The 24,373-nt window shown below is 43.4% G+C and carries 14 protein-coding genes; 11 read left to right on the top strand and 3 right to left on the bottom strand.

Translation table 11 applies throughout. The features are described 5' to 3' along the window. Window positions 1-6 precede the first annotated feature (6 nt). Entirely contained in the window at window positions 7-4,794 is a 4,788-nt protein-coding gene (locus V1L65_RS27950) for a SpaA isopeptide-forming pilin-related protein (protein ID WP_331702628.1), read from the bottom strand. Window positions 4,795-5,328: 534 nt separating this feature from the next. On the opposite strand from V1L65_RS27950, the gene uvrB reads away from it, so the two are divergent. From uvrB to V1L65_RS27930, 4 genes are all read left to right on the top strand, one after another. Next, window positions 5,329-7,329, top strand: a complete 2,001-nt coding sequence (uvrB, locus tag V1L65_RS27945) for an excinuclease ABC subunit UvrB (protein ID WP_331702627.1) — start codon at window positions 5,329-5,331, stop codon at window positions 7,327-7,329. 12 nt (window positions 7,330-7,341) lie between these two features. Continuing rightward, the gene (uvrA, locus tag V1L65_RS27940) at window positions 7,342-10,245 is read left to right on the top strand and encodes an excinuclease ABC subunit UvrA (protein WP_331702626.1); all 2,904 of its coding nucleotides are present in this window, start codon (window positions 7,342-7,344) and stop codon (window positions 10,243-10,245) included. Window positions 10,246-10,436: 191 nt separating this feature from the next. Further along, window positions 10,437-10,646: a hypothetical protein gene (locus V1L65_RS27935; protein WP_331702625.1), complete on the top strand. Its 210-nt coding sequence runs from the start codon at window positions 10,437-10,439 to the stop codon at window positions 10,644-10,646. 404 nt (window positions 10,647-11,050) lie between these two features. Continuing rightward, window positions 11,051-11,917 (top strand): YitT family protein, encoded by an 867-nt coding sequence (locus V1L65_RS27930; RefSeq protein ID WP_331702624.1) that lies wholly within the window; start codon window positions 11,051-11,053, stop codon window positions 11,915-11,917. A 63-nt stretch (window positions 11,918-11,980) separates the two neighbouring features. Here V1L65_RS27930 and V1L65_RS27925 read toward each other — a convergent pair whose 3' ends face one another. Then, window positions 11,981-12,406, bottom strand: a complete 426-nt coding sequence (locus V1L65_RS27925) for an Rrf2 family transcriptional regulator (RefSeq protein WP_331702630.1) — start codon at window positions 12,404-12,406, stop codon at window positions 11,981-11,983. Window positions 12,407-12,634: 228 nt separating this feature from the next. Between V1L65_RS27925 and V1L65_RS27920 the strand changes: the two genes are divergently transcribed. The 3 genes from V1L65_RS27920 to V1L65_RS27910 all read left to right on the top strand — a co-directional run bounded on the left by V1L65_RS27920 (window position 12,635) and on the right by V1L65_RS27910 (window position 14,509). Then, the gene (locus V1L65_RS27920) at window positions 12,635-13,276 is read left to right on the top strand and encodes an NAD(P)-dependent oxidoreductase (RefSeq protein WP_331702623.1); all 642 of its coding nucleotides are present in this window, start codon (window positions 12,635-12,637) and stop codon (window positions 13,274-13,276) included. A 211-nt stretch (window positions 13,277-13,487) separates the two neighbouring features. Then, window positions 13,488-14,186, top strand: a complete 699-nt coding sequence (locus V1L65_RS27915; protein ID WP_331702629.1) for an AzlC family ABC transporter permease — start codon at window positions 13,488-13,490, stop codon at window positions 14,184-14,186. After that, window positions 14,183-14,509 carry an AzlD domain-containing protein gene (locus tag V1L65_RS27910; protein ID WP_442955728.1) on the top strand — a complete coding sequence of 109 codons (327 nt, stop codon included), beginning with the start codon at window positions 14,183-14,185 and terminating at the stop codon, window positions 14,507-14,509. Before V1L65_RS27915 ends, V1L65_RS27910 begins: the two co-directional genes overlap by 4 nt. Window positions 14,510-14,571: 62 nt before the next feature. Here the strand turns inward: V1L65_RS27910 and V1L65_RS27905 are convergent, their stop codons facing one another. After that, entirely contained in the window at window positions 14,572-15,540 is a 969-nt protein-coding gene (locus V1L65_RS27905) for a sugar phosphate isomerase/epimerase family protein (protein ID WP_331702620.1), read from the bottom strand. Window positions 15,541-15,759: 219 nt separating this feature from the next. Here V1L65_RS27905 and V1L65_RS27900 point away from each other — a divergent pair, with 219 nt between their 5' ends. The 4 genes from V1L65_RS27900 (at window position 15,760) to ligA (ending at window position 23,673) form a co-directional block, all read left to right on the top strand. Then, window positions 15,760-18,288, top strand: coding sequence for a U32 family peptidase (locus tag V1L65_RS27900; RefSeq protein ID WP_331702619.1), 2,529 nt, complete (start codon window positions 15,760-15,762; stop codon window positions 18,286-18,288). Window positions 18,289-18,431: 143 nt separating this feature from the next. Further along, complete coding sequence (locus V1L65_RS27895; RefSeq protein WP_331702618.1) at window positions 18,432-19,157, top strand: heptaprenylglyceryl phosphate synthase; 726 nt, start codon at window positions 18,432-18,434, stop codon at window positions 19,155-19,157. A 66-nt stretch (window positions 19,158-19,223) separates the two neighbouring features. Next, the gene (gene pcrA, locus V1L65_RS27890; RefSeq protein WP_331702617.1) at window positions 19,224-21,578 is read left to right on the top strand and encodes a DNA helicase PcrA; all 2,355 of its coding nucleotides are present in this window, start codon (window positions 19,224-19,226) and stop codon (window positions 21,576-21,578) included. A gap of 79 nt (window positions 21,579-21,657) precedes the next feature. Continuing rightward, window positions 21,658-23,673, top strand: coding sequence for an NAD-dependent DNA ligase LigA (ligA, locus tag V1L65_RS27885; RefSeq protein ID WP_331702616.1), 2,016 nt, complete (start codon window positions 21,658-21,660; stop codon window positions 23,671-23,673). Window positions 23,674-24,373 lie beyond the last annotated feature (700 nt).

Genomic DNA, 24,373 nt, shown 5'->3' with positions numbered 1-24,373 from the left:
TAAGAATTATTTTTTAATAAGGAAACGGCGACGAACAAGTAATGCAATACCTGTCATAGCAATAGCTGCACCTAGCAGCTGAACTAGCAAGAAGCTATCTTCACCTGTTTTTGGAAGCTTATCAACGTCCGGTGTTTCGACACCGCCACGTGGAACTTCTTCAACGACGATTTCGTAGAACAATTCTTCTTCATTGCCGTCCTCATCGGTAACGATGATACTGAAGCTGTCATCACCTTTGAAGCCTGGCTTCGGCGTATAAGTCCATTTGCCGTCTGGCGTTATTTCAAGTTCGCCATTTTTCGGAGGCTGACCCGGTTTAGTTGTTTTGTTGTCTGGAACATCTACTTCACCTTCAACAGGTGTTTCTTCAGGCGTTTCTTCCTTCGTTACTGGCTTCTCCGGCTTCGGTGTTGGAGCTGGAGTCGGAGTTGGCTTAGTGGAAGGAGTCGGCTCCGGTGAAGGAGTAGGTGTTGGTGTTGGGTTACCTGACTCTTCTGGTTCAGTCGGCTCTGTCGGCTCTGGCGTTGGTGTAGGCGTCGGAGTCGGAGTCGGAGTCGGTGTAATGATTGGACCAGGAATGTAGAGCTGGTTTTCGACTGTAAGAGTAGCTGTGTCTCCATCTTTAATTTCAACTTCATACTCTACATTGTTAAGAATATAACCGCTTGGAGCTTTTGTTTCTTTAAGAATGTACTCTCCAACAGGTAGATCAGTTATAACGTCGCCAATCGAATTTCTAATCACTAGGATGCCATCCGTGCCAGATGTGCCAGTATAAGTGAAGTCCTTATTATTTTTATCGTGTTTTGGATAAAGTTTAAATTCAGCTCCAGCTAAAGGTTTTTCAGGGTTGCTGTTTCTGGCGATTTTCTTAACTTCTATTTCACCGAAGGCTGGATCATTTGTAACAGTTACAGTAGGAGTCGAATTTGTGCTATCTACTGTTACAGAGTGAGCATTTACATTCACTTTATACCCAAATGGTGCAGTAACTTCTTTAACTTCGTAATTACCATAAGGGACATTACTAAATGATGCCTTACCATTTTCATCGGTTATAACGTTTTCGAATTTTTGGTTTGGATAATCGATGTTAATCAATTCGAAAACTGCATGGGCAAGAGGTTTATTTCCGCCTTGGCTATCTACTTTTACTACATTAATTTCTCCCGTTGGTTTGGTCGTATTGGAAATAGGTAGTTCCTTGCTGATTTCTCCTTTTGACAGACTGACTTTCATTGGATTAGCACCAATGATATTGTAACCATAAGGAGCTTTTGTTTCCTCTAGCCAGTAGTCTACATCCTGATATAAGTCATTGAAAATTAATTTTCCATCTTGACCTGTTATTCCCTTTTTAGCAGTTGGCCCGTTGGCGTTATCGCCATCTTCATAAATAGTGAATTCTGCTCCAGGGAGCAACTTTCCATGCTCGTCATTTTCTGTTTTAACAATCGTTAGGGAACCTTTTTGTTTCTCTTCATTATTTACTTTAATCTTGAGAGTCTCTTTGTTATCAATTTTAATAATGAGTTGTTCATCTGTCCAACCAGCATCCAAGTAGTAGTGAGGATGCTCTACTTCTTTCAAAATGTAGTTTCCATACGGCACATCCTTGAAGGATGTTTCACCATTGGTATCAGTAGGATCAGATGTTTTGTAAACTTTATTATTAGATGCGCGTAATAGTTGAAATTGAATTCCTTCCACTTTTTCCAATGAATTTTTCTCTATCTTTGTAATTTCAATATCCGCTTTGTATTGATTTGCTCCAGCACCGCTACCAGAAAGCTGGAATGCTGCATGGCCGCTTTCTCCCGTTGTATCATCATTGTTAACTCTAGTTTCAGTTGTTAATACAACCTTATTTTTTACTGTAGTATTGACGCCTGGATCAGCACTGACTAAAGAAGAATAGGATAAACTATAGCCTTTATTAATAGCTGTAATTTGTTGGTTAGAATCAGTCGGATCTACAATTTTTCCTAAAAACTCCAAAGTGAAATCCGTACTGTCTGAATTGAACGTCAATGTATAGTCTGTGCCCTTCTCAAGCTTTTCGCCAACGCGCTCCCATACAAAGCTTCCATCACCTTTCTTTTTATAGGCAGCTTCGTATAGCTCAAAACTTTCTTGAAGATAGATTTGTCCATAGTTTTCAGTGTTATCAAGCTTGTCAGTTAATTTAACGTTCTCGAGTAAGGATTGATTTTCGTTAATATTGACTGTCCACTCAATTTCAAGAGAGTCATTGGAAACTTGTTTCCCTGATTTAGAAACATATTTCCCTGCTTTAGGAATTTTCACAGTGTCAGTTAAAGATTCCTCGACTTTTTTACCTGGCGTATTCTCGTAAGTCCAATTTGCAACATTAACGATATCTTCGAAAGACTTGTCAATTAGCGATCCATCAATAGAAGTTTTGAAAGTAATGAGATAAGCTTTGTTGGCTGGAATTTGATTTTTAAAAGTCCACGTCAACGTTTCGCCTTTAGTAAGCTCAGGACTAAAATCGAGTAATGAACTTACCTCGTCATTTGTCAGAGCTGTATCAGCTCTCTTTGTAGATCCTTTCGATCCTTCCGTTATAACTTCAACTTCATAGACTTCTAAAGAGTCTTTTACATATTGTTCAATTTCTTTCAGAGTATCTGTAATTATGACGTTATTCAATACTTTCTGGTTATAGTTGATACCAATATTCCAAGTAATCTCTTTCAAAGAAGGGTCGTAGGAGCCGAATTTTTCACCATTATTTTCCCAGTCCCATGTTGTGTCTGCCTCAAAGCCTTTCGACTGATCAGGTATGTTGATAGATGTGTCAAAACCTTGAAGTTTACCATTATTTGTGTATCCTTTGTGAGTTGTTGAGTCTGACGCTTCGTCATAGTCGAAATAAGTTTCGTAAGTTACTCTGTACACATGTTTTTTATCGGATCCAGGTGTAAATTTAATTTTAAATCCTACTGTTTCATCTTGGGAATCGCCTGATTTGTACTCAATATCAAATCCGCTAGTGGCAGGTGTACTGCTTCCATCAATATAAATATTAATTGAGCCTGGTACCAGCTTTAGTCCATTCCCAGTCGTTTTATTATCAAACCCTACGACCCCAAAGGTATCGTCATACACAAATTGATTAGGAAGTGCATATCCTGCTTTATTAATGTCAACTGTCCAAGTTACCTTTTTTTCTTTGTAGTCGATAGAATTGTTATGTGACTTGCCAAAAAATTGCTGGCTGATGTGGATTGGAATAGATTGTGCAGGAAGTTCTTCTTTATCCGATACATAGTTCCGAATAGTGGAATCACTAAATACATCTTCTATAGTTTCAGTTGTATACTCAATCAGATATGCTTTATCAATATTATTTTGAAATTCAATTTTAAAGCCATTATAATTTTTTTCATTTATTTCTTCGTCCGTAATTGCCGTGATACGGTAATCAGTTGGAGAAGACACTAGAGTTTTTGATCCACCACTTATGAGCTTGCCGTCTTCGTCAACATCCACTTCATAAACTTTTACACCTGAAGTACCGTTAACCAGTTGATGACTATTTGTAAATCGGTCATAAATTACTGCATTGTCTTTTTCAATTACATTTTTCCCGAAATTATATTGAACAGTCCAATTTACTTTATATTTATCTTTAGCCCATTCAACAAAATTTGAATTTGATTTATCACCTGTTTTGCTAAACAGTGGAATTGATTTGAAATTGGCTTCGCTATGGGCTTCTTTACTAACAGCTGCACCAGCAGGTGTTGTTCCACTAAGAACAGCCTTGTTCAGGAATTTAAGATCCTTTGTTGTGTCAGGATCTACTACTTTGGTAGTAAATGTAATTCGGTATGCACTTTGCAAAGGATTTTCTTCTAAAGGTTCATCAGTAAAATTGATGATGATCTCATCATTATCGAAAGTGCTTTGTGTGATTTTTTTCTCAAATGCTGGATCAAGTGAAATGTTATCTGACGTTTTAGTGAGATCGACAAGCAGCTTGTGTATAGTGACATCACTGGCAAGTTCTAAACCTTCAGGTAAACTATCAGTCAAAACAGCGTTGTTAATTTTGTCCAATGATGTATTTACATCAATTGTCCAATCAACAAACCAGCCGTCGGCTTCTTTGGAGACTTTATTATGCTTGACAATTAGTTCTCCTGCCGCCCTTGGCTTAATCGTAATAGGGAACTCAGCTTTCTCGAAATCAATGGTGACTTCATTATCGCCGTCTGAAACTTTGTTTTCATCAATATATGCCCAGAAGTAGATATAACCGTCTGTCATTAAGCCGGTTGGCTCATCTTCGCCGCTCGAATCAACTACATTTTCATTAAATGTAATCGTTACTTTATTATCTTGGGCTGAATAGGTTCCTACTATGGTTTCATCGCTTCTTTTAATGTCCCCATTTTCTTCCTTTGCTAAAGTTAGTCCGGAAGGGAGGGGGATAACTTTGGTGTCGCCAGCTTTATAGCTATGTTCTGCATTAAGTAACCATTCATACTTAACGTAGAAAGATTTGCCTATCTGAAACTGATAGTCTGGATTTATAATTGTTAATTGGTCCTTGATTTCTGCTATTACATCACCTGGGGGGGTAGTCCCTACTTGAGAGTCTGAAATAATAATGTTGGTAACACTAAATCCTTTATCGTCATTCAATGTTGATTCAGCATTTCCCTCATCAGCAGCATTTGCATGCTTCGTCACGCCCGCGAAATTCGCGAACTGAAACACGAGCAGCAATGCCAAGAGCATTGCGAGTGTTCTTTTTTTCATGAATTCGTATACCTCCTATAATAAATATAATGCATGCCGCACTAGCAGCATGAAGCAACAACTGTGTGACACACCTCCATTAAAACTATTAAACTTATGTTATGCTACATGAAATCATATCAGAAGAAACTAAACATTTTCTGAAAAATGTTGCCAGATATTGTGTGAAATTTGTCGTTTTTGTTAATGTAAACGGTTAAAAATTAAAATTAACCGACCGGTTAATATATGTAGTTTTAATTGGATAGAATTTACTATATATAGTATCTTTTTCTTATTATTTTAGTATTGTAAATCTGCAGTTTATTGTAATAAAAGGATCGCAATTGTGAGCGACTTCTGGAAATTGTTTGTCAGAAAGGATTGCAAGGTTTGCATTGCATCGTTATATAAGTAACGTTATAATGATTAAGGGAACACACATTCTCATTTGGGTGGAATATATTTCATTTCTATTTTGAAATAGGATGATTGTTGTCTATACTTAATTTATATACAGGAATTATATATTTGAACGGATAAGGAGTGGAGCAAGTGAGCATAGCGAGGCAGAATGAGCGGCAGTTTGAACTCGTTTCAGACTATAAGCCGCAGGGTGATCAGCCGAAAGCAATTGATGAGCTGGTAGTGGGAGTCAATCAAGGGATGCGCCATCAGACATTGCTTGGTGCAACGGGAACAGGCAAGACGTATACGATCGCCAATACGATTGCTCGACTGCAACGGCCTACGCTAGTAATTGCCCATAATAAGACTTTGGCCGCACAGCTTTGCAGTGAGTTCAAGGAGTTTTTCCCAAATAACGCAGTCGAATATTTCGTTAGTTATTACGACTATTATCAGCCGGAGGCGTACATTCCTTCGACGGATACGTTTATAGAGAAGGATTCTAGTATTAATGATGAAATAGATAAGCTGCGCCACTCTGCTACCAGCTCTTTGTTCGAGCGGCGTGACGTTATTATTGTAGCGAGTGTATCGTGTATTTACGGCTTGGGTTCTCCGATTGAATATGGAAGTCTTGTACTGTCACTGCGTACGGGCATGGAGAAATCAAGAGACGAGATTTTGCACAAGCTGGTAGATATTCAGTATCAGCGCAATGATATTAGTTTTACGCGCGGTACGTTTCGTGTGCGCGGTGATGTTGTTGAGATATTCCCTATTGCTAATAATGAGCATGCGGTTCGTGTCGAAATGTTCGGGGACGAGATCGACCGCATTTCTGAAATTGATGTAATAACGGGCGAGATTATTGCTGAGCGCGATCATATTGCTATTTTCCCGGCTTCTCACTTTGTTACGCATGAGGATACGATGAAAGTTGCAATTAAAAATATTGAGCGCGAGCTTGAGGAACGTCTTGCTGAGCTTAAGGCTGATAATAAATTGCTAGAAGCGCAGCGGTTGGAGCAGCGTACGCGCTATGACTTGGAAATGATGGCGGAGATGGGCTTCTGCTCAGGCATTGAGAATTATTCAGGGCCGCTGACCTTCCGTGAGCGCGGAGCTACTCCTTATACGCTGTTGGACTATTTTCCAGATGATATGCTGGTCGTAGTGGATGAGTCCCATGTGTCGCTGCCGCAGATCAGGGCAATGTTTAACGGCGATAAGGCGAGGAAGGAAATGCTCATTAATCACGGCTTCCGCTTGCCTTCAGCGCTTGATAACAGGCCTTTACGGTTTGAAGAGTTCGAGGAGAAAACGAAGCAGCTCATCTATGTTTCAGCGACGCCTGGCCCTTATGAGCTGGAGCACTGTCCGGTCATGACGGAGCAAATTATTCGTCCGACAGGCTTGCTCGATCCGATTATCGATGTGCGGCCTTCGAAGGGGCAAATCGATGATTTGCTGCATGAGATTCAGCTTCGTATTGAGCGTGATGAGCGCGTGCTTGTAACAACGCTGACGAAGAAGATGGCAGAGGATCTGACCGATTATATGAAGGAAATAGGGATTAAGGTCCGCTATTTGCATTCTGATATTAAGACGCTTGAGCGTTTAGCTATACTGCGAGATTTAAGACTTGGTGTTTTTCACGTATTAATAGGTATAAATCTGTTGCGGGAAGGGCTTGATTTGCCTGAGGTTTCGCTCGTTGCTATTCTTGATGCAGATAAGGAAGGCTTCCTTCGTTCAGATCGTTCTCTTATTCAAACGATAGGGCGGGCAGCGCGCAATAGCGAAGGGCGCGTAATCATGTATGCGGATAAGATAACAGACTCTATGGACCGGGCATTGAAGGAGACGGAGCGCAGAAGAGCGATTCAAGTAGCCTTTAATGATAAGCATGGCATTACGCCGCAGACGATTCGCAAGAAAGTATATGATGTAATTGAGGCGACTAAGGTCGCAGAGCAAAAATCGGAATACTTGACTGATGCAGCTCAGAGCATGACGAAGAAGGATAAGCTGAAGCTCTTGGAACGTTTGGAAGCAGAAATGAAGGAAGCAGCCAAGAATATGCAGTTTGAACGTGCTGCCGAATTACGGGATGCGCTGCTTGAGCTTAAAGCGGAGATGGGAAAGTAGGAGGCGAGCCGATTGGCTATTGATAAAATTGTTGTAAAGGGCGCTAGAGCCCATAATTTAAAAAATATTGATGTAACGATACCCCGCGATAAGTTTGTTGTTCTTACAGGACTTAGCGGCTCCGGCAAATCTTCACTCGCTTTTGACACGATTTATGCAGAAGGGCAGCGCAGATATGTAGAATCTCTATCGGCCTATGCCAGACAGTTTCTAGGTCAAATGGAAAAACCGGATGTGGATTCTATCGAAGGCTTGTCGCCTGCCATCTCAATCGATCAAAAGACGACAAGCCGCAATCCCCGTTCAACAGTAGGTACTGTAACCGAAATTTATGATTATTTGCGTCTTTTGTTTGCAAGGGTAGGACGTCCGCATTGCCCGACTCATGGTATTGAAATTACTTCACAGACAGTGGAACAAATGGTCGATCGGATTATGGAGTACCCTGAGCGCACCAGGCTGCAAATATTGGCGCCTGTCGTGTCCGGTCGCAAAGGCGAGCACGCGAAGCTGCTTGCTGATATTCAGAAGCAGGGCTTTGTGCGTGTGCGGGTAAATGGAGAGCTGCGCGAGCTTAGTGAGAAGATTGAACTGGAGAAAAATAAGAAGCATAACATAGAGGTTGTCGTTGACCGTATTGTAGTGAAAAGTGATATTCATAGCCGATTAGCAGACTCGCTGGAGACAGCGTTAAAGCTTTCGGAAGGCAAAGTTATCGTTGATGTAATCGATCAGGAAGAGCTGCTCTTTAGCTCGAATTTAGCATGTCCAGAATGCGGATTCAGCATAGATGAGCTTTCGCCGCGTATGTTCTCTTTCAACAGTCCTTTTGGTGCTTGCCCAGAATGTGACGGATTAGGTCAAAGCATGATTGTTGATCCTGATTTGCTGGTGCCTGATCAGACCAAATCGATTCAAGACGCTGCCTTTTTGGCATGGGCGGGAAGCACATCGAATTATTACCCTCAGTTTTTGAGCGCGGTTTGCGAACATTATAAAATTCCTCAAGACATCCCTGTATCCGAGCTTACAGATGAGCAAATGAACAAGCTGCTTTTTGGTACTGGCGGGGAAAAGGTGCGCTTTTTATACGAAAATGATTTTGGCCATCGCAAGGAGGCCTTTGTACCGTTTGAAGGCATTGTCAACAATTTGGAGCGCCGCTATCGGGATACGGCATCTGATATGATGCGTGAGCACATCGAAGGCTATATGAGCGCCAAGCCATGCAGCAGCTGCAAGGGCCAGCGATTGCGCAAGGAGAGCTTGGCTGTAACAGTAGGCAGCCAGAATATTGCTTACGTTACTTCATTGTCTATTGGAGAGGCTAAAAAATACTTTCAAACGCTGGATCTTACCGAGAAGGAGCAAACGATTGCTCACTTAATATTGAAAGAAATCAACAGCAGACTTGGCTTCTTGGTTAATGTTGGACTTGAATACTTAAGCATGAGCCGCGCTGCCGGCACGTTATCTGGCGGCGAAGCGCAGCGTATTCGTCTGGCTACACAAATAGGCTCCAGCTTGATGGGCGTTTTGTACATTTTGGATGAGCCGAGTATCGGGCTGCACCAGCGCGATAATGACCGGCTGATTGAAACGCTCGAGCATATGCGCGATCTTGGCAATACGCTTATCGTCGTTGAGCATGACGAGGATACGATGCTGGCTGCAGATTATATTATTGATATAGGCCCTGGAGCAGGCATTCATGGCGGTCAAGTCATTGCGGAAGGAACGCCTGAAGAGGTTATGGAGGATTCGAGTTCTTTAACGGGGCAATATTTGAGCGGACGCAAGTTTATCGAGGTTCCTCAACAGCGCCGTGCTCCTAATGGCAAATGGCTTGAGGTGCGCGGTGCCAAGGAAAATAATTTGCGCAACGTGAATGTGAAGATTCCTTTAGGCGTATTTACTGCGGTTACAGGGGTATCAGGCTCCGGCAAATCTACCTTCGTTAACGAAATAGTATACAAAACGCTAGCTCGCGATTTGAATCGGGCCAAAACCCGTCCAGGGCAATATAAGGAAATGCGCGGGATTGAAAATTTAGAGAAGGTCATTGATATCGACCAATCGCCGATTGGCAGAACGCCTCGCTCTAACCCTGCTACCTATACAGGCGTGTTTGATGATATTCGGGATCTGTATTCATCAACAAATGAAGCAAAGGTTCGCGGCTACAAAAAAGGCAGATTCAGCTTTAATGTAAAGGGCGGACGATGCGAGGCTTGTCGCGGGGATGGCATCATTAAGATTGAGATGCACTTTTTGCCTGACGTATATGTGCCTTGCGAGGTATGTAAAGGCAAGCGTTATAACAGAGAAACCTTGGAAGTAAAATATAAAGGGAAAAATATTGCAGAAGTGCTGGATATGACGATTGAGGATGGCTGCCAATTTTTCGAAAATATTCCGCGTATCCATCGTAAAATTCAAACACTTGTCGATGTAGGCTTGGGCTATATGAAGCTTGGTCAGCCTGCAACTACGCTCTCAGGCGGGGAAGCACAACGGGTTAAGCTTGCTGCGGAGCTGTATCGCCGCAGTACTGGCAAGACACTCTATATACTAGATGAGCCTACTACGGGCTTGCATGTTCATGACATTGACCGATTGCTTACTGTATTGCATCGTTTGGTTGACTCCGGGGAAACAGTGTTAGTCATTGAGCATAATCTGGATGTAATCAAAACAGCCGATTATTTAATCGACCTGGGACCTGAAGGCGGAAGCGGAGGCGGTACAATCGTGGCTGTCGGATCACCTGAGCAGGTCGTTGAAGTGGAAGGCTCTTATACAGGCAAATACCTGCGCCCTATACTGGCAAGAGATCGGGAACGAACGATTCAGCGCTATGCTCAGCAAGAACAGGGGTCACTTCCTTTGGATCATACCGTATCTGTAAATAATTAATAAAAAAACAAGTAATTTTGCTGAGAAATGGTATAATAACAAGTAAATCAGCAGACAATCTTGACAAAGTTGTTACGAAAGCGTTTTGAGGCTTGCATCCTTTGCCGCAAGAAGATAACATAGAGTAAGATTAGGCTAGGTGCCGCGATATAGCGGACGCTTTCAACGGGTATATTAAAGGAGGTCCCTTCATGTTTTTAGCAGAAGCAGCTGCGAAGTCTACAATTGATCCGTTTGATTGGTTTATGCTCGCATTTACTGTAATCATTGCTATCGGATTTGTAAGACTGGTGCTTGCTCGTCCTAGAAAAAATGTGTTTGCGATCGGTTTTACAGCTGTATCGCTAGCATTATTCTTGTTTATTGATTATGTAATGATCTTCAAAGTTTGGCTTGCTTAAATTGTAAATATGTAATTCAGGGCTGTCTGACGGGTATTCCCGCGGGCAGCCCTTTTACTATTTAGAGCGTATAATATTGTTTGTAATGGGTTATAGAAAATAGCAAAATGAGGAATAATAATGCTGCGCAGTATGAAATTTCTTTGTCTCTGACATTTACAAAGGAATATAGAACGTACTATTATTAAATATGTAACTACATTATTAGTTAGCTGCAGCAGTAAGTTTGTAGAAGCTAATATGATCCTTTGCGGGCATATGCGGTTTCCAGTCAGCAGCATTCAGCCTGTATTATGCAGGAACAGGCGTTTATTATTCTTAAAGCAATCGGATATAAGCGGCAATGGTGAAGGTTGGTGTTGGAAGCCACAATTAGCTCGCTCAAAGTATTGGGGGAAGCCTTTATGGCTAAAGAACACAAAAGATTATCTTTCAGTGAACTGTTAAAACGGGCCATTTTTATTACGATCGGTTCCATTCTTATGGGTATTGCCTTAGAAAAATTTCTAGTTCCACACAATATTATTGATGGCGGTATTGCAGGCATATCGATTATGCTGTCCCATCTCACTTCATTACCTCTTAGCATTCTGCTCTTCGTAGTTAACATTCCATTCTTAGTTGTTGGTTACAAGCAACTAGGCAAAACATTCGCATTTTCTACTTTATATGGCATTGCAGTTATGTCGTTTACTACAGCAACGCTGCATCACTCAGGCGCGTTTACAGAGGAAAAACTGCTAGCCGTTTTATTTGGCGGGTTAATACTAGGTATAGGTGTCGGTTTGGTAATCCGCTATGGCGGAGCGCTTGATGGTATTGAAATTTTATCAATTCTTATATCTAAAAGAATCCGGATTGCCGTCGGACAGGTCATTATGATATTCAATGTTATTATTTTTATCGGAGCTGGCTTTGTGTTTAATTGGAATTCTGCCATGTACTCTATGTTTACGTATTACATTGCGATCAAAATGATTGATATTGTCGTGGAGGGCTTGGATGAATCGAAATCGGTTACGATTATATCCAAGGAATATGAGGAAATTTCACAAGCGATTATTGACCGTCTTGGACGTACGACGACTCTATTGCAAGCTAAAGGCGGATTCTCAAAGGAACAGACCGAAATCATTTACTGTGTGGTTTCTCGCTTGGAACTTGCGAAGCTGAAAGGCATTGTACAATCCATTGATGAGAGTGCTTTTATTGCGGTTGAGCATGTAACGGATGTACTCGGCGGAACATTTAGTAAAAGCAGTATTCACTAAAGAGATCTATATAAAACGGGCTGTACCCGCTGCTCTTTGAAGCAGGGGTGCAGCCTTTTCACATTACTTGTTGTTTTCAATATGGTCAATGACTTGTTTTAAAGTTACCCCTTCAAGCTGCTTTTCCATCGCCAACTGAGCTGCCGAAAACAAAGGATCAATTGCTTCTTGAATATTCCTGCCGACTAGACAAGCGGGATTGGGGCTGCTGTGCATACTGAACAATTCATTTTCAGGTACAGCATTAACAGCTTTGTACACATCCAGCAAAGTAATTTCAGCGTAGTCCTTGATTAGTTCTGCGCCAGCGACGCCTGGCCGGATATGAATGAGGCCTGCGTTTTTTAGCATGCCCATTATTTTACGAATGACAACAGGATTTGTATTTACACTTGCTGCAATATACTCAGAAGAGTTAGTTCTGTCTTTGTTAAGCACTAGGAGCGATAAAATATGAATGCCGACTGCAAATCTGCTGCTGATGGACATGTTAAACACCTGCCGAATAATAATAAAAATGGATTTATCAGATGTAATCTGTTTGATTACAAGTATATTATACTGCATCATCATGAAACAATACATGAAATATATACTAAGGCTGTTGATTTTGGCAGCTGGTATGGACAAACAATTGACATTCAGCTAACCTGTAACTATAATTGTTACATGTAATCAATTCAGTTACAAGTAAAACATATACAGGAGGAGTTATTCATGAAAATAGCAGTTATCGGTGCAAGCGGAAAAGCAGGCAATTTCATTTTGACAGAAGCGTTGGAAAGAGGACATGAGGTAACAGCGATTGTTCGGAACGCAAATAAAATTACGAATAAAGCAGCAACAGTTATAGAAAAAAATATTTTCGAATTGCAATCCAATGATATCGACAGTTTTGACGTTATTGTTAATGCTTTTAATGCTGTTCCAGGGCAAGAGCATCAGCATGTGGAGGCTGGAAAAGTATTGATCGAGGCGCTTAAGCATGCGCCACATACCAAAATGATCGTAGTGGGCGGTGCTGGAAGCATATATGTAGACGAGGCAAAGACGCTTCGAGTGATGGATACGCCGGATTTCCCGGCGGCCTATTTCCCTACCGCCTTCAACATGGGGAAAAATTATGAGGAGCTGCAGCAAACAAGCGGAATTCAATGGACCTATATTAGCCCATCAGCATTTTTTGATCCAAGCGGCAAGCGTACGGGCTCTTATGTTAAAGGCAAGGATCAGCTGCTTGTAAATACGAAAGGCGATAGTTATATCAGCTATCCAGACTATGCAATTGCGGTATTGGATGAAATTGAACATCCGCAGCATAGGAATGAGCGCTTCACGGTAGTTGGAGAAGCTCAATAAAAAGCAGCGAGCCATGCCGAATAGCTTAATAATAGTAACAAAAGCAAGCTCCTGGCAGGTCTCAAGTCGAGATCTTCCAGGGGTTTTGTTTTTTTATATAATGACTCATTTAACAAAAAAGCTTGTTATAATAAATGTGACACAATAAAAAGGAGCATTTCCTTTATAGAAAGTACTTGGATAGAGGAGAGGTATAGCTGTGCAGGCGGTCATGATTGAACGGAAAAATTCATTTGTACAAGGGATGAAAGATTGTGTGCCTACTTTATTCGGATATTTAAGCATCGGTTTTTCTTTTGGAATAGTCGGCGCAGTTTCCGGTTTAAGCATGCTGGAGATCGGATTAATATCCTTGCTTATTTACGCAGGCTCCGCACAATTTATTTTGTGCGCACTTCTATTAACGAATACTCCGCCTGCTGCCATTATATTTACTATTTTTGTAGTAAATCTACGTCATTTATTAATGAGTTTAACGGTAGCTCCTCATTTGACGAGGTACTCCTTGCTGCGCAATATTGGCTTTGGCACTTTGTTAACAGATGAAACGTTCGGTGTTGCGGTGACAGAGGCAATAAAAAATAAGAAGCTTTACGGCCGCTGGATGGATGGTTTGAATGTAACGGCTTATCTTTCTTGGTTTTTTGCTTGTATAGCTGGAGCTTATTTGGGGAGATGGATTCCCAACGCGGAGCAATGGGGGTTAGACTTTGCACTGGTGGCCATGTTTGTTGCGCTACTCGTCTTGCAGCTTTCCAATGTAGAGAACACGAAATTAATTCATTACTTGAAACTTATCGTGATTATGTTGATTACGATGTACATTTTGCTTCAATTTGTATCGGTTCATATGGCAGTTTTGATTGCTACGGTAATTGTTGCGACTATTGGAGTGTTGACTGAAAAATGAGTTTAGATATGAATTTACTATGGTTAATTATTGGGTGTGCGCTAGTGACTTGGCTGCCGCGCATTATTCCTTTTATTTTTGTGCGAAATGTCCAGTTGCCTGAGTTTATATTAAGATGGTTAAAATATATACCGGTATGTGTATTAAGCGCCATTATCATCGGAAATTTATTGCAAACGTCCAATAATCGGGTGTCCGTCAATTGGGCTATTTTGATTACGCTTGTTCCTACAATAGCTGTTGCTATTCGTACTAAAAGCTTGTCCTTAACGGTTATAGTCGGCGTAGCTTGTATGGCTCTGACTCGTCTTTTTTTATCATGATGATTGAACAAAAAAAGGGCGTCTCCTAAGGTCGCGAAGACCGAAGGGACACCCGCTTTTTTTTATACCCACCACATTTCGCCAAGCGGCTCACGGATCAGGATTTGCTGCAGATTGGAAACAGCTTTAGAGAAGCCTTCGTCAACCGACATCAGTCCATCCTCATGTTCAATGCTTACGACATAGTCATAGCCTACAAGACGAAGGGCGCTAATAATATCTGCCCAAGTTTTCATATCATGTCCATAGCCGACTGTGCGGAACTGCCAAGCGCGATCCAGCATCAGGGCGTAGGATTGCATATCTGTTACCCCGTGGTGGTTCACATTAATTGGATCAATGGACGTGTCTTTCGCATGGAAGTGGTGAATAGCGCCTGCGCGTCCAAGAATTTGGACAGCTTGCACCGGATCAATGCCTTGCCACCACATATGGCTTGGATCTAGATTAGCACCAATTGCATCGCCGGCAGCTTCACGAAGGCGAAGAAGTGTCGCCGGGCTGTGAACAGAGAAACCGCCATGCAGCTCTAGGCCTATTTTGACGCCTGCTTCTGAAGCCAGTGTGCCGATCTCACTCCAGTAAGGGATAACCTTCTTCTCCCATTGCCATTTCAAAATTTCCTGATAGTCGTTTGGCCAAGGTGCTACAGGCCAGTTTGGATATTTAGCATCCTCATGATCGCCAGGACAGCCGGAGAAGGAATTAACCACTTCGACTTCAAGTCGGTTAGCGAGCTCGATCGTTTTACGAATTTCTGCGTCATGGACAGAGGAAATTGCTTTTTGCGGATGCAGCGGGTTAGCATGGCAGCTAAGCGCGCTAATCATAATGCCGCGAGATTCAACAGCTTGCTTGAAAGCTTTAAGCTTCCCGTTATCCGCTAATAGTTCATCGGGATTACAGTGAGCATTGCCAGGATAACCGCCTGTGCCAAGCTCGATAGCTTCGAGTCCTTTTGATGCAATATAATCTAATGTTTCTTCTAGAGATTTTTGAGCGAAAAGTACGCTGAATACGCCTAGTTTCATTCCAAATTAACCTCCTGTTTATCCATAAAATAATGATCTTCCACTAAATCTCCTTTAGTATAGCACTATTGATTGTTAGACTACTATAGAACATAAGCAAGATAGCAAAATCACATAAGGATTGAGCAAAATAAAATTGCCAATGAGAAGTGGTGGATTCGCAGGATTTGGTTTGATAAAATAATGACAAATAGCTGGTTTGCGAGAGGAAATGAAAAAATGACAACACTAACAAGAGCGGATATTGAGCTGCTGGCGCCTGCCGGTGACTGGGAATGCATGCGTGCGGCAGTAGCCAATGGAGCTGACGCTATATTTTTTGGCGTGGAAAAATTTAATGCCAGAGCAAGAGCGAACAATTTCCGCAGTGAAGAGCTGCCTGAAATAATGGCTTTTTTGCATACGTACGGCGTTAAAGGATTTTTAACCTTTAATATATTAGTATTTGAAGACGAGCTTCGCGACGCGCAGAAGCTAATAGACATGTGTATAGATGCAGGTGTTGACGCGGTTATCGTGCAGGATCTTGGACTTGTGAAGCTCATTCGCGAAATGTCGCCTGACTTCCCGATTCACGGCTCGACTCAGATGACGATTACATCACCGGAGGCTGTTGAATTTACGAAGCCGTTCTTTATGGAAAGAGTCGTTTTAGGGCGTGAAAATAATTTGAAGCAAATTCGCACAATCGGCGAGCAAGCGAAGCTTCCTATGGAAGTGTTTGTGCATGGCGCTCTATGTGTTTCCTATTCCGGTCAATGCTTGACCTCTGAAATGTGGGGCGGCCGTTCAGCGAATCGCGGGGAATGTGCGCAGGCATGCAGATTGCCTTATGATTTAATGGTAGACGGCGAGCAAAAGCCGATGGGAGATGTTGCCTATTTGCTGTCTCCAAAAGATTTGGCGGCGATTGACCTAGTGCCTGAGCTGATTGAAGCAGGCGTTACTTCTTTTAAAATCGAAGGACGCTTAAAAAGCCCAGAATACGTTGCTAACGTTGTAAGCAAATATCGGGCTGCCATCGACAAGTATTTCGACGGTGACCGTTCCAAGCCATCCAGGGAAGAGGTGCGCGAGCTGCAGCAAAGCTTTTCGCGAGGCTTTACTCACGGATTTCTAGAAGGGACTAACAATAAAAAGCTTGTAGAAGGAACTTTTCCTAAAAGCCGCGGCGTTTACTTGGGAAAGGTTGAACGTATTATGCGCGATGCAGTAACGGTCAGACTGGATGCGCCAGTTAAGCGCGGCGACGGTATCGTATTTGATGCCGGTGATCCTACGAAGAAGGAAGAAGGAGGCCGCGTTTACGATTTGCGCCGCCATGGCGTGAAGATTGAGGGCGAGGCTCAGGAAGGAACGCTAATTGAGCTTGTTTCAGGTCGTAATGATGTTGATTTGCGTAAAGTGCATGTAGGTGATCGTATTTGGAAAACGAGCGATCCTGCACTGGACAGGCGCTTGCGTGCAAGCTTTGAGACAGATAAGCCATACCGTGTATTTCCGCTTCATGTAAAAGTATCCGGTAAAGCGGGTGAGCCGCTGCATACGATTTGGACAGATGTGAATAAAGGAACTTCAATTGAGGTGGCATCTGAGCTCGAGCTGGAGCTTGCGCAGAAGCGCCCGATGGATGCTGCACTTTTGGAGGAGCAGCTTGGCCGACTGGGCGGAACGGTATTTCAGCTGGAGCAGCTTGAGATTGCGCTGGAGGGTGACGTTATATTGCCTATTCGCGAGCTGAATCGTTTGCGTCGTGAAGCTGTGGAGCTATTGGCAGGCGAGCGTCCGAAGCCTCCTGTATATACAAAGTATAACGTGGATGCTTTTGCAGATGCCCAATCGAAGCTAAGCCCGGCAGGAAAGCATACAGCTGCTTTAACTGGCTCCGAGGCTGAACTGACTGTGCTATGCCGCAGCCTGGAGCAGGTAGAGGCTGCAGTTCAGACGGATGCATCTTTTATTTATGCAGATTTTGAATTCATTAAACAGTTCCCTGCAGCAATTGCCGCAGCGAGACAGGCAGGAAAGCCAATTGCGCTGGCAACGCCGCGTATTCATATGCCGAACGAGAACGGCTACCATGCCAATATCTTAAAGCTTCAGCCGGATGCGATACTGGTACGCAATACAGGGGCGCTTTATTATTACTTGCGGGCTAGAGCGGCGCAGCCGGACAAGCCATTTCCAAAGCTGATTGGCGATTTCTCGCTTAATGTAGCGAATCATAAAGCAGTTAAATTATTTTTAGAAGCAGGATTGGATATTGTAACGCCTTCCTATGATTTAAATATTCAACAAATGGTCGATTTGCTTGAGCAATCGCAAACTAGCCACATGGAGGTAGTTATCCATCAGCATTTGCCAATGTTCCATACTGAGCATTGCGTATATTGCACGTTTTTAAGTGAGGGTACGGATTATACGAATTGCGGCAGGCCTTGTGAAGAGCACCGCGTTTCCTTGCAGGACCGCATCGGCATGTCGCATCCTGTACGTGTAGATGAAGGCTGCCGCAATACGGTCTATAATGCGATTGAGCAGTCTGGCTCTGAGTACATCCGCAACTTTCTGGAGTTAGGCGTAGCCAGCTTCCGCGTTGAATTTTTGGAGGAGTCGGCAGAGCAGGTGCATGAAGTATTATCGTTGTACCGCGATGCTTTGGATGGCAGAATTACTGGCACACAAGTATGGCGTACACTGAAAGCTACCAATCAGCTCGGCGTTACCCGCGGTCAGCTTGTGAAATAACGAACGACTGGAAGTTGACTGCACACAATTAAACGGAAGCAAGAACCAACACAAGCCTATTGCATAAGAGCAGTTGATATGCGATAGGCTTTCTTAAAAATATAAGTTAATACGAAATGTAGCAAAGTGAGGCGTATAGCTGAATGAGTGGAGAATGGTATTCGGGGTGGCGTCATGTATTTAAGCTTGATCCGGAGCGTGAAATTTCTGATGCAGATTTGGATGCAATCTGCATGTCCGGAACCGATGCAATTATAGTTGGGGGTTCTACAGGGGTTACGTTTGACAATACGGTCGATTTAATGTCCCGTATCCGAAGATACGAGGTAGCATGCGCGTTGGAGGTGTCTACGCTGGAGGGCGCAGTACCCGGATTCGATGGTTACTTTGTGCCTATTGTGCTTAATACGAACCGTTCGGAGTGGATTAATGGCAAGCAGACAGAAGGTCTTGTAGAGTATGGAACATTTGTGCCGTGGGAAGAAACGGCTGCTCAAGGCTATATTATTTTGAATGCAGAAGCGACTGCGGCGAAAATCACTGGTGCGCATACTGAGCTTTCGGAGCAAGAGGTTGTTGCGCATGTGCAGATGGCTGACCGCCTAATGCGATTGCCAATCGTATATCTGGAATATAGCGGTAAGTTTGGCTCCATGGAATACGTCAGGCAGGCAAGGAAATCAATCCAGCAAGCAACACTTTTCTATGGCGGCGGCATTGACAGCGCGGAAAAGGCTAGAGACGCGGCTCAATATGCCCATACCGTTGTTGTTGGAAATATTGTTTATTCGGATTTGACGGGTGCGCTCGCAACTGTGGCGGCAGTTCAGGAAACAGTTGTCGACAGTGTCTCTCTCGCTCCTGATTGACACGCTTGTCAGTCGTATTCTAAACTAGAAATTAGGCGAACAAAAAGCGAACAAAGGAGTACGAGTATGTTCAATCGTATTAGTATAGATGAAGCAGTCGAGAAGCTTAATGCCCCGCAGCAAGCAGCTGTTCTAGCTGTAGACGGCCCACTTCTTATTATGGCTGGGGCGGGCAGCGGCAAGACGCGGGTGCTGACGCATCGCATAGCTTATTTAATAGAGAAGAAGCGGGTAGCTCCATGGAGCATATTGGCTATTACATTTACAAATAAAGCAGCCAGAGAGATGCAGGAACGCGTAAGTGTGCTGGTCGGGCCTTCGGGACGCGATATTTGGGTATCCACTTTTCACTCCATGTGCGTGCGTATTTTGCGCAAGGATATAGACCGTATCGGTTTTTCCTCCAATTTTTCGATTCTTGATTCAGCCGATCAACTGTCCGTTATTCGCAATTGCATGAAAGACCTTAATATGGATACTAAGAAAATTGAGCCTAAAGCAGTCCAAGCTGCAATAAGCGGTGCGAAAAATGAACTCGTTACACCTCAGCGCTATGAGGAGAAGCAAGGGGACTATTTTCAAAGCATGGTGTCCAAGGTGTATATGATGTATCAAAAAAGATTGCGCAGCAATAATTCACTCGATTTTGACGATTTGATTATGATGACGATTCAACTATTTAAAGATGTGCCGGAAGTGCTGGATTTTTATCAGAATAAATTCCGATACGTGCATGTTGATGAGTATCAGGATACGAATAGAGCGCAGTATATGCTGTGCCGCATGCTGGCCGACAAGCATCACAACATATGCGTGGTAGGGGACAGCGATCAATCGATTTACCGATGGCGCGGTGCGGATATTACGAACATATTAAATTTCGAAAAAGATTACCCGGATGCCAAGACGATTATGCTGGAGCAAAATTACCGCTCGACAGGTAATATTTTGGATGCTGCCAATGCAGTTATTAATAATAATACAGGCAGAAAAGCGAAGAAGCTCTGGACCTCGCAGGGGGCAGGAGATCAAATTACGATTTATCAGGCTGATTCTGAGCATGACGAGGGATACTTTGTAACAGGTAAAATACGCGACAATAAAAACAAAGGCCGGCGTTTCTCTGATCATGCAATTTTATATCGTACGAACGCCCAATCTCGTGTTATAGAGGAAATTTTGATTAAATCGGATATTCCTTATCAAATCGTAGGCGGCATCAAGTTCTACGACCGCAAAGAGATTAAGGATATGCTTGCTTATTTGCGTCTCATATCCAATCCGGATGATGATATAAGCTTAATGCGCATTATTAACGTACCGAAGCGCGGAATTGGCGATACGACGGTAGGCAAGCTTGAAGCAGCAGCGGGCGAGCGCGGTATTTCGATTTACCGTCTTTTAAGCAATCTTGGTGATATTGGTATGGATATCAATGCGCGTACACGGGGACTGCTGAATGAGTTTTACGGACTGATTTATAATCTTACGGCAATGGTTGATTATTTGAGCGTAACGGAGCTTACAGAAAAAATGCTCGAACTCACACAGTATCGGGAAGAGCTGCATCGTGAGAACACGCTGGAATCAAAGGCACGCATTGAGAACATAGATGAGTTTCTATCGGTAACAATGGACTTTGAAGCCCGCAATGAGGATCGGTCTCTTGTGGCATTTTTAACGGATTTGGCTTTAATCGCTGATATTGATTCCATGAATGATGATGAAGAAGACAGCGATGCCGGCGATGCCGTAATACTAATGACGATGCACAGCGCGAAGGGCTTGGAGTTTCCTGTTGTATTTATTATCGGTATGGAGGAATCTGTCTTTCCTCACAGCCGTGCGCTCAGTGACGACGAAGAGCTGGAGGAGGAGCGCCGTCTTGCATATGTGGGCATAACGCGAGCAGAAAAGCAGCTTTATTTGACCTGTGCACGCATGCGGACGTTGTTTGGGCGAACAGGCATGAATATGCCTTCACGCTTTTTAGATGAAATACCTGATGAGCTTAAAGATGGTGCTGCTTTCGGCGGCTTCGGCCGTTCAGGCGGCAGACCGGGCTTTGGCGGCGGCGCAGGTGCTTTTGGACAGCAGCGTACTGGAGGAGCACGCCCATCCAGCCCATTTGGCGCGGCCGGTGCGGCAGGCAGCGGCGTAAAGCCTTCCTTTGGCGGGAGAAGCGGCGGAGTGCGTGTAAGTACACCGCTTGATGCTGCCAAAACGACAGGAAGCGCAGCTAATGATGCGGGGGCAGCGAGCTACGCTGCAGGTGACCGGGTCGCGCATGGAAAGTGGGGCGAGGGGACTGTAGTAGCCGTAAAAGGAACGGGTAACGATATGGAGCTGCAAATTGCTTTCCCAGCTCCTGTAGGCATCAAACGCCTGCTTGCCGGCTTTGCTCCGATCCGTAAGCTTTAGGTAGAGTAAAGAATACAGTTTTTCCCTACAATATATATGGTAACAGGTGCGAGCATGTAATTAGAGGAGGAATCAAGTAATGGCAGCAGAGCTGGAACGAATGAAAGAGCTTGTTTCATTGCTTAATGAGTACAATTATTATTATTACACGCTCGATCAGCCTAAGGTTAGCGATCTCGATTATGATCGCTTATATGATGAACTTGTGGCACTGGAAGCGCAAGCCGGAATGATTCAGGCGGATTCACCAACACAAAGAGTAGGGGGAGAACTGCTTGGCGGTTTTGAGCCGCATCGTCATCTTGCTCGTTTGTGGAGCCTGGATAAAGCTCAAAATGTGGATGATTTGATGGCATGGGGCACCCGTGTACAAAAGGCTGTGTCTGACTACAATACTAAAAATACAGATATGGAGCCTTTGCCGCCGCCTAGTTATGTAGTGGAGTTAAAGTTTGACGGTCTTACTTTAAATCTTACTTATGATGGGGGCAGACTTGTACAAGCTTCCACAAGAGGCAACGGGACGATAGGTGAAGGTATTTTGCCGCAGGTGAAAACGATACGCTCTGTTCCGCTTAGTATTCCTTTTACAGACGGGATTATTGAGGTACAGGGTGAAGGAATTATGCAGCTTTCTGTGCTGGAAAAGTATAATCAAACGGCAATTGAACCGCTCAAAAACGCCCGCAACGCGGCTGCAGGAGCACTGCGCAATCTTAATCCGGCAGTAACTGCCGAGCGCAAGCTGGATGCCTTTTTCTATAATATTGGTTATGCTTCAGGGGTGGAATTCAAGGATCACCAGGGCATGCATCAGTTTTTGAGAGATAATTACTTTAAAGTGAACCCCTATATTCATTATTTTTCTACGCTGGAAGAAGTATTGCTCGAGCTTAACAATATTGCCGCTAAACGGGAATCGTTTGATTTCCTGATTGATGGTGCTGTTGTAAAGCTGACAGATATGCGTACAAGAGAGGTATTAGGTTATACAGATAAGTTCCCGCGCTGGGCAATTGCGTTTAAATTTGAAGCGGAAGAAGCAGCGACCGTGCTGGAATCCGTGTCATGGGAAGTAGGCCGTACGGGCAAAATCACGCCGGTTGCGCGCCTTGAGCCTGTTGAATTGGCTGGCGTAACCGTACAAAATTGCACTCTCAATAATATGGGCGACATTGAACGAAAAAATTTAAAATTTGCACTGGGAACCTTGGTGACGATTCGCAGATCCAATGATGTTATTCCTGAAATTTTGGGAAAAGCAGATGATCAGATTGGCGCAGAAATTGTTTTTCCTGAGCAATGCCCAGCCTGCGGATCCGAGCTGGAGCAACGCGGCGCGCATCTATTTTGCAACAATAGACTGGACTGCAAGCCGCAAATTATTGCAAGGCTGACTCATTTTGCATCGCGTGACGCAATGGATATTGAAACCTTCAGTATAATGACGGCAGAGCAGCTGTATTTGGAATGCAATGTGCATGACCCTGCAGATCTTTATGCGCTAGGTTATGACGATTTGATCCATTTGCCGCGATTTGGCGATCGCAAAGCGAAGAAGCTGCTTGGCGCAATCGAAGCATCTAAGGATAGAGATTTGGCCGCTTTCCTTTTTGCACTCGGCATTCCTAATACCGGGCGCGCTACAACCAAAATGCTGGCAGATCATTTCGGAGCCTTGGAAGCTGTTGCGAATGCTTCATACGATGAGCTTATTACGCTGCCGGATGTAGGCGGTATTGTAGCTGAAAGTATTATTGCGTATTTTGCAGATGAGCTGAACAAAGCAAGCATTGCTAAAATGGTAAGTCTAGGTGTCAAGGCACAAGCTGAGCAGCCACTGGAAGTAAAGGCAGACAGTGTGTTTAATGGTAAAACCATAGTGCTTACCGGGACGTTGCCGACGATGACCAGAGATGAAGCTGCTAAAAAGCTGGAAGCATGCGGCGCTAAAATTTCTGGCAGTGTTTCTAAGAAGACTGATTTTGTGATAGCGGGAGAAAGTGCCGGAAGCAAGCTGACAAAGGCACAGGAGCTTGGGATTACAATTATAGATGATGAAGCTGTATTGCGGCAGATGCTTGGCGAGGCTTAAGTTAAAGAAGCCAACGGGGACTGTCGATTCATTGTGGGCAACTATTGATAAGCAATGAGAAAGGGGAAACGGAGAGCAAGAAGGGGAATGGAGAAGCGGCAGCGTCCGCCTTTGTAGGCTGATTTTTTCCTTTACAGGGTTATTTATTCATTAAAATTAGACTACAACAGCGGTCGGAATCCCAATCTTGCTCGCAGTGGCACCCCTTTCTATCGCTCTTTGCAACTATCCACAATGAATCGACAGTCTCCAAAAAGGATAGTTATACAACAGGAATATCATTCTTTCCTTGAATTATAAGAGTTTATAAGTTTTCACAATAAACTTGTTCTTATCATTCATCGGTAAACGCGCCTGTCCAAAGGACGGCGGAGCCGTTTATCCTTGAGAAGGAATATATTTCTGTTGTTTTTTATTTTAGGATGTGGTAAAGTTACAAATGTTGCTTTTGACATGCGGCAAGCGAGTTGAATAATGACTTGAAAAAGAAATTAAAAAAACTTGTTGACATAGCTTGTCAAAGCTGATAATATATATTCTTGTCACCACACAAGTGGGACAGCAAGTTCTTTGAAAACTGAACAAATGGATCGCGTTAATTTTTAAAATAATTATGAACGAAATCAATAACCTTTCAGGTTAATTGTTTCTTCATTAAAGCTAGTAACGAAATGAGCTTTCAAACTTTTTTGGAGAGTTT

Origin of the sequence: Paenibacillus sp. IITD108 (assembly GCF_036541265.1) — a bacterium.
In the GTDB taxonomy this organism is placed as follows: Bacteria; Bacillota; Bacilli; order Paenibacillales; family Paenibacillaceae; genus Pristimantibacillus.
Note: the sequence above shows the minus strand (reverse complement) of the source record. Positions and strands in the feature narration are given on the sequence as shown.